Source organism: Limnospira sp. PMC 289.06 (genome assembly GCF_032350395.1).
Lineage (GTDB): Bacteria > Cyanobacteriota > Cyanobacteriia > Cyanobacteriales > Microcoleaceae > Limnospira > Limnospira platensis.
The window spans coordinates 1-6,087 of record NZ_JARPLC010000192.1; the positions used below are offsets into that span (position 1 = coordinate 1).

The following is a 6,087-nucleotide window of genomic DNA, read 5'->3' on the forward strand; positions in this document are numbered from 1 at the left end:
ACCAGGCGGTTATTTCGGGTATTGCAACCCTATTTCATGCCTGAACGTTTCGCACCCGCCATCAATGATAGCACAACTTTTCCAGGAACCCGTCTTAAAGTGACGCTGATCAGCATATTCCAAACCAATTTGATAACCCCCTGACCGGATTTTTTGCACCTGTTCCAAAACATCTAAACTCAGTTTACTGCTGACAGTTTTACCCTCAATAAAAGTAGTTGAACTGCTACTATCTCCCTGCCAATTAGATAGTCCTAAATCATCAAAAGCATGGGGAGGGATGACCGGGTTATAGGGAAGGTGTGGTTGATTAATCGGTTGAGGATGGCGGTTAATTGGCTGAGAATTAACCGTGCGGAATTGGTTATATTCTTCCACCAAGCGTAGTTTCTGGATTTGCTGCTGTTCTTTTACCATAGCACGCCCAGACTCGATCAGGTGTTGAAGACTAAAATCAGGCTGAGGAAGTTCGGGGGGTTTTTTCCACACTATCAACTAGGCGGCGCGAGATTTTATCTAAGCCTTGATGATAGATAAACTCGCGGATTTGTTCGTCATAAATACGCGATCGCATAGCACTAAAGAAATCAATCGCCTGTCCGGTAAACTCATCAACCAATTTGATAATCTGACTATCCGAGAGTGAATCATCAGCAAAAATTCCCCGCACAATAGCAATGCGATCCTCCCGGCTAGATTCCCCATAAAACTTATCCATCCGACCATCGCGAATTAAAGGGGCGTAGAGGGTAGAGAAATCATTTCCCGTTATAATAATCGGAATCCGATGTAATGGGGTTTCATCATAACTTCCGGGTAATTGCACATTAGTAGGATTATCGGCAATATTCATTAGTGTAGCATTAACTAATTGAGTGTTAACCGTGTATTTAGTTCCTGAGTCAAACCTGCCAGCCCCGGCATCAAAATCATTAATAAAAATGGCGCACATTTGACCTTTTACCCGCACCTGTTCGGCCGCTTCCCGATACCGTAGCCGTAGCAGTCGGGAGGGGTCTCCGGCATCAGGACTTTCTAATTCTCCCCCAGAAATCATCACGGGTTCAATTCCCATGGTCTTAAAGACAAGTTCACATTGGAAGGTTTTGCCTTCTCCGTTGCGTCCGTGTATTCCTAAAATTAGGGGAACTTTTATCCGGGGAATATCTAAAAAGTTTTTGGTAATATGGACGGAAACCTTATCAAGAAATCGATGTGAAATGTAGTAAGACATAAATCTATTTTTGTGATAGTTATTAACCCAATTTTAGCGGGTTGGGTGCATCATAATCTCTCGCGAAAGGGCGGGTTGATTAATCTTCTGGCTCGTGGGGTCGGAACTAGCGCAGGGCTGCGATTCATATTATCGCCCTCTCCGACTCCCCCAGCCCTCTAGGTAGGGGGAACCATGATTGTCCCATTACCATTGTGATTGTGTCCCCGATGGGGTAGGCTAGATCGAGTGCAACTAACCGAACTAATATTTATTTTAGAGAGCGATCGCACAATTGATGTCAGCCACTAAGTCTAACCAGCCGGGACAAGACTGGCTAAGTTAACATTCCCCCAAAAGGGCGCTGTGGAGAGGACCATCAATTTCAACATTAAACCGTTCTAATCAGGACGGGGTTTCAGAGTCAAGGAGTTTCGATGACAACATCTGTATCTGCCCAAACCCGTACCATTCGCATTGCTTCACGCAAAAGCCAACTCGCCCTAGTTCAAACTTACTGGGTTCAGGAAGAACTACAAAAGCGCTTTCCTGATATCAAGTTTGAAGTTCATACCATGTCCACCCAGGGGGATAAAATCCTAGATGTAGCCCTAGCCAAAATTGGGGATAAGGGACTGTTCACCAAGGAACTAGAAGTGGGGATGCTTAACCATGATACTGATATGGCGGTGCATTCCCTCAAAGATTTACCAACAAACCTCCCAGAAGGTCTAATGCTGGGCTGTGTGACTGAACGGGAAGACCCCGCAGATGCTTTGGTAGTCCACGAAAACCATCGCGACAAACAACTAGACACTCTGCCACCCGGTGCGGTGGTCGGTACGTCTTCCCTGCGTCGTCTGGCACAACTACGCCACAATTTCCCGCATTTGGAATTTAAGGATATTCGCGGGAACCTGAACACGCGCCTGCAAAAATTGGATGAGGGTCAGTATGATGCGATAATTTTAGCAGTGGCTGGACTGAAACGGTTGGGAATGGCCGATCGCATTCATCAAGTGATTCCGGCTGAAATATCTCTGCACGCGGTGGGACAGGGGGCTCTGGGTATTGAATGCCGAGAGGGAGATACGGAAATTTTAGAGGTGGTGAAAGCCTTGGAACATACGGCGACAGCCCAAAGGTGTCACAGTGAACGGGCATTTTTGCGGGAATTAGAAGGGGGTTGTCAGGTTCCTATTGGTGTTAATACTATGGTGGAAGGCGATCGTCTAACTTTAACGGGAATGGTGGCTAGTTTGGACGGAAAACGCCTAATTAAAGATACAGTGACCGGACAGGCTAGTGACGCGGAACAGTTGGGGATTGAATTAGCTAACCAACTGAAACAACAGGGGGCTGAGGAAATCTTAGCGGAAATTTTTGCCGAAGTTCAGCGCAGTTAAACTTCACGCATGGGTGAGTAATTATGACAGCATCTGATGATAATTTTCAAATTGCCCTTAAATTTACCCTGAAATGGGAGGGCGGCGTTGGACACCCGGAAGACCTGGGAGGTGTGGTTAATTATGGCATCACCCAGGCGACCTACGACACCTATTTAAAAAATAAGGGTCAGGGGTCGAAATCGGTTCGGCAAATTACTCAGCCAGAGGTGGAGGAGGTCTATTATACGATGTACTGGATACCGTCAAAGGCGGATTTGATGGTGTTACCTTTGGCGGTGGTTCAGTTTGATACGGCGGTTAATTTTAGTGTGCGCGCCAGTATTGAGTTTTTACAAGAAACTCTGGGAGGGTTGACTGTAGATGGTCGCTTTGGACCGAAAAGCCAAGGGGTGCTTGAACAAAATAATAACCTGGAAACTGCCCAAAGATACTGTCAGGCTCGCATTGACTACCGCTACCAACGGGTTCAGGCTAACCCTAGCCAACAGATATTTTTGGAGGGTTGGCTAAGACGCGATCGCGATTTATTGGGTTATGTTACTCAATTAGGCGGCGGTCAGGCTCCGGTTATTGATCCGCCCAAACCACCGAACACACCGAAACCACCGAACACGGAAACCTCGAAAGATTCGGAAATTTTGGATAAACTCCAACAGGCGATCGCCCTTTTGCAAGAGGTAGCACAAAGCCTTAAACAAAAGGATTGACCTTTGACACTCCTCGCGCTAAAGCGACGAGGATTCTTAAATAGTCCAAATACGAACTCTTAATGGCGTAGTCAATGCGCCTCTACTGACTCCATTGAGATTTAATCCCAATGTGGCCGATACTTTACGAATGATGTTAGCTGCTGCATTACAATCAGCATTGATATATTGATTGAATGGTGCGAGACGTTGAGGAGACCAAATAAGACTGCAATGCATGAAATAACCTCCTCGATGGGCCTCAACCACCCCTTAACTGTTTATATGTCCCAACGCTTAGACGTTATGAATCTAAGTAAGGCACGGGAACTCAAGGTCAATCCCATTTTAAGAAATCGCAATTCACCGTCCAGGTATACCTAGGAGGAGTACTAAAACCACTTGGGGCGATTATGGGAAAGAGTAACGGCGATAGCCACCCCCAGTTTTGGGAATCACAACCCCAGGATTGAAGCGGGGAACGGAAGGCGTGAAGTAGAACCTACTACCAGACCGACCACTGCCAACCATCCATGACTAAGGAAATCTGAATGTTCCGACTTGAACCATCGTATCAATAAGCAGCGAAATAGGTTTACACGCTGCGCCCAAAAGGGTAAGGAGAAAAGTAGGGTAATCATACCAACACCTACACAGACCTTTAAAAGTACCCCGGTGGAGAGGACAAGTCTAAAGATGGAATGCCCGTATAAACGGAACGTTTAAACTCCTCTAAACTCCTCATTGGCTCTCGGCAAGTATACCAATATTTGTTGAGTAGCGAAAAGTGTAAGTGTATGCCTTTGAGGGGAAAGGATGTGACTGAAAGCTAATGCCTAACTGTAATGGTTGGGATATGCCCACTAGTCACGGTGTGGATATAGAGACTGCGGTAAGTAAGAGTCCTACGGCGAAGGCGAGTTTAAAGACTACGCAAGTCATATAGCTCTGAAAGTTGAAGTCATAAAGCAGAGAGTTGTTACTCTGTTCCTACTGACAATAGGGTATCTACATCAGGATCCGTGTGATGGGAAACTATCAAGCACGGTTTGGAAGTGGAGTTGGAGAAGGTGACTTCTCTTTCGACCATAACCAGTGCGGTATAAACCTCGTTTTACTCGTTGTCCTGACGGCTTCCAATTGTCGGGTTTTTCACCGAATTCAGGAAGAAAATCATGCTCAAGAAAACTAGCTTTTGAGGTATAAGATTCCTCGGTTTCTATAAACTCAATTCCATAATGAGAACAAAGCTCTTGGATTCGAGACTTCAATCGTGCGGTGGGAATCTGAATAAAGTTATGATTCCCTTTACTTCCAAGGGTAGCACCATTTTTTTGTCCTTTATTCCAACCAAAAACAAGACGACCGATACTGTTTTTGAGGCAATGGTTAATAACTACTATGGCAGCTTTATTGATAGCATCCCTAACCTGACGATTCCGTTTTTCAGTGGGATAAAGCATTACTCCAAAAACCTTGAGGTTTACCATTTTTATGATAAGCAACTTGCTTGTTGTACCACTGGTTAAAGGATTTCAAATGCTTGCCATCAACAATGAAACTGGTTCCTACGTTACTCACACAAGTTAACCAATTATCAATTCCATGATCTATTCCTAACACCTGGTTTTTATCAAGTTTAATATTTTCAGCCTGAACTTGATAAATAAACTCGGCATAAAAACATTTATTCCGAGGAAGAATACGAACTTCTTTGATTGAATCCCAGTTGAGGTTAGATGGCATGGGTAATAAAAATGAATCAATCCCAAACCATGCTTTAACCTGATTTCCTAGCGGAATTCTAATTCCCCCCGGGGTTAACTTCAACCATCGAACCGGATAGGAAACTGTAAATAGCCCGGGCTTCCTGTATTTAGGAGGACGGGGCTTTTCTTCTAACTTTCCACCTCGCCACAATTTGAGAAGTTCTTTATAAGAACTCATGGCTTCTACTACTGAATTGCAAGTTGGTTGAGCAGAAGAAACATACATGGCCTTAAAATGCTGGTTGGCACTTTTAGACATCTCAGAACAAACGGCTCCCCTATTAACAAAAACGTGCTTTTTGAAAAGCATTTGCCTAGCGTAATAAAGAGCGCAATTGTAGATCTTGTTAGATTCTGAACAAAGATACTCGATAATCGCCTCAATATCACGACTGGTATGAATTAGAACCTGTTGACAACCATACATCTTTTTGTCGTTTACTGTAATATGATCAACATTATAGCCATTAAATATAAAATTGACAATGAGAAAGAAAAGTTTTGAGTATCAACACTATAATCACTCTATCGGGCTGGCTATTGTCCATTTGGTTTTTGTCCCAAAACGAAGGAAGCCTGTTCTCAAAGGCGATATTCGGAACAGGCTTTATCAAATCTGGCAGGAGTTGGCAACGGAAAAGAATTGGAATATTCGAGCTGGTGAGATAGCACCTGATCACGTCCATCTTTTTATTGAGTTTCCCCCAACAATCCCAATTCATTTAATTGTTAGGTTTTTCAAAGGGAGATCTTCTAATTTCCTTCGGAAAGAATTTCCTGAATTATTGAAACTACCTAGCTTATGGAGTAAAAGTTATTTTTTTAGTACCGCAGGTAATGTCAGTGCGACAACTATCCAGAAATATATTGAAGATCCGCATCATCATTAATTGAATGCGGATAAATCCGCCGAGTCACTTTTCCGCCTCGCTCTAAAGAGACGAGGCTACCAAGTTTCTATCTTATTCCCAAACTTTCACCAATAAAAACCCCGACCTAGGGAATTGGAA

At 44.0% G+C, this 6,087-nt stretch carries 6 protein-coding genes and 1 pseudogene; 3 read left to right on the top strand and 4 right to left on the bottom strand.

All coding sequences use genetic code 11. From position 1 onward, the window contains the following. Positions 1-54: 54 nt before the first annotated feature. A pseudogene (locus tag P5674_RS22705) lies at positions 55-1,234 on the bottom strand (AAA family ATPase); the annotation flags it as partial. 416 nt (positions 1,235-1,650) lie between these two features. Between P5674_RS22705 and hemC the strand changes: the two are divergent. Continuing rightward, positions 1,651-2,619, top strand: a complete 969-nt coding sequence (gene hemC / locus P5674_RS22710) for a hydroxymethylbilane synthase (RefSeq protein WP_006616200.1) — start codon at positions 1,651-1,653, stop codon at positions 2,617-2,619. A gap of 23 nt (positions 2,620-2,642) precedes the next feature. Then, positions 2,643-3,329, top strand: coding sequence for a glycoside hydrolase family 108 protein (locus tag P5674_RS22715; protein WP_062945841.1), 687 nt, complete (start codon positions 2,643-2,645; stop codon positions 3,327-3,329). Positions 3,330-3,365: 36 nt separating this feature from the next. Here P5674_RS22715 and P5674_RS22720 read toward each other — a convergent pair whose 3' ends face one another. From P5674_RS22720 to P5674_RS22730, 3 genes are all read right to left on the bottom strand, one after another. Then, positions 3,366-3,548 carry a hypothetical protein gene (locus P5674_RS22720; protein WP_199325058.1) on the bottom strand — a complete coding sequence of 61 codons (183 nt, stop codon included), beginning with the start codon at positions 3,546-3,548 and terminating at the stop codon, positions 3,366-3,368. A gap of 773 nt (positions 3,549-4,321) precedes the next feature. Next, the gene (locus P5674_RS22725) at positions 4,322-4,771 is read right to left on the bottom strand and encodes an IS200/IS605 family accessory protein TnpB-related protein (RefSeq protein ID WP_062945842.1); all 450 of its coding nucleotides are present in this window, start codon (positions 4,769-4,771) and stop codon (positions 4,322-4,324) included. Further along, the gene (locus P5674_RS22730; RefSeq protein WP_006616016.1) at positions 4,755-5,336 is read right to left on the bottom strand and encodes a transposase; all 582 of its coding nucleotides are present in this window, start codon (positions 5,334-5,336) and stop codon (positions 4,755-4,757) included. The genes P5674_RS22725 and P5674_RS22730 overlap by 17 nt, the downstream gene beginning before the upstream one ends. A 226-nt stretch (positions 5,337-5,562) precedes the next feature. Here P5674_RS22730 and tnpA point away from each other — a divergent pair, with 226 nt between their 5' ends. Then, positions 5,563-5,967 (top strand): IS200/IS605 family transposase, encoded by a 405-nt coding sequence (tnpA, locus tag P5674_RS22735; protein ID WP_006616017.1) that lies wholly within the window; start codon positions 5,563-5,565, stop codon positions 5,965-5,967. Positions 5,968-6,087: the final 120 nt, after the last annotated feature.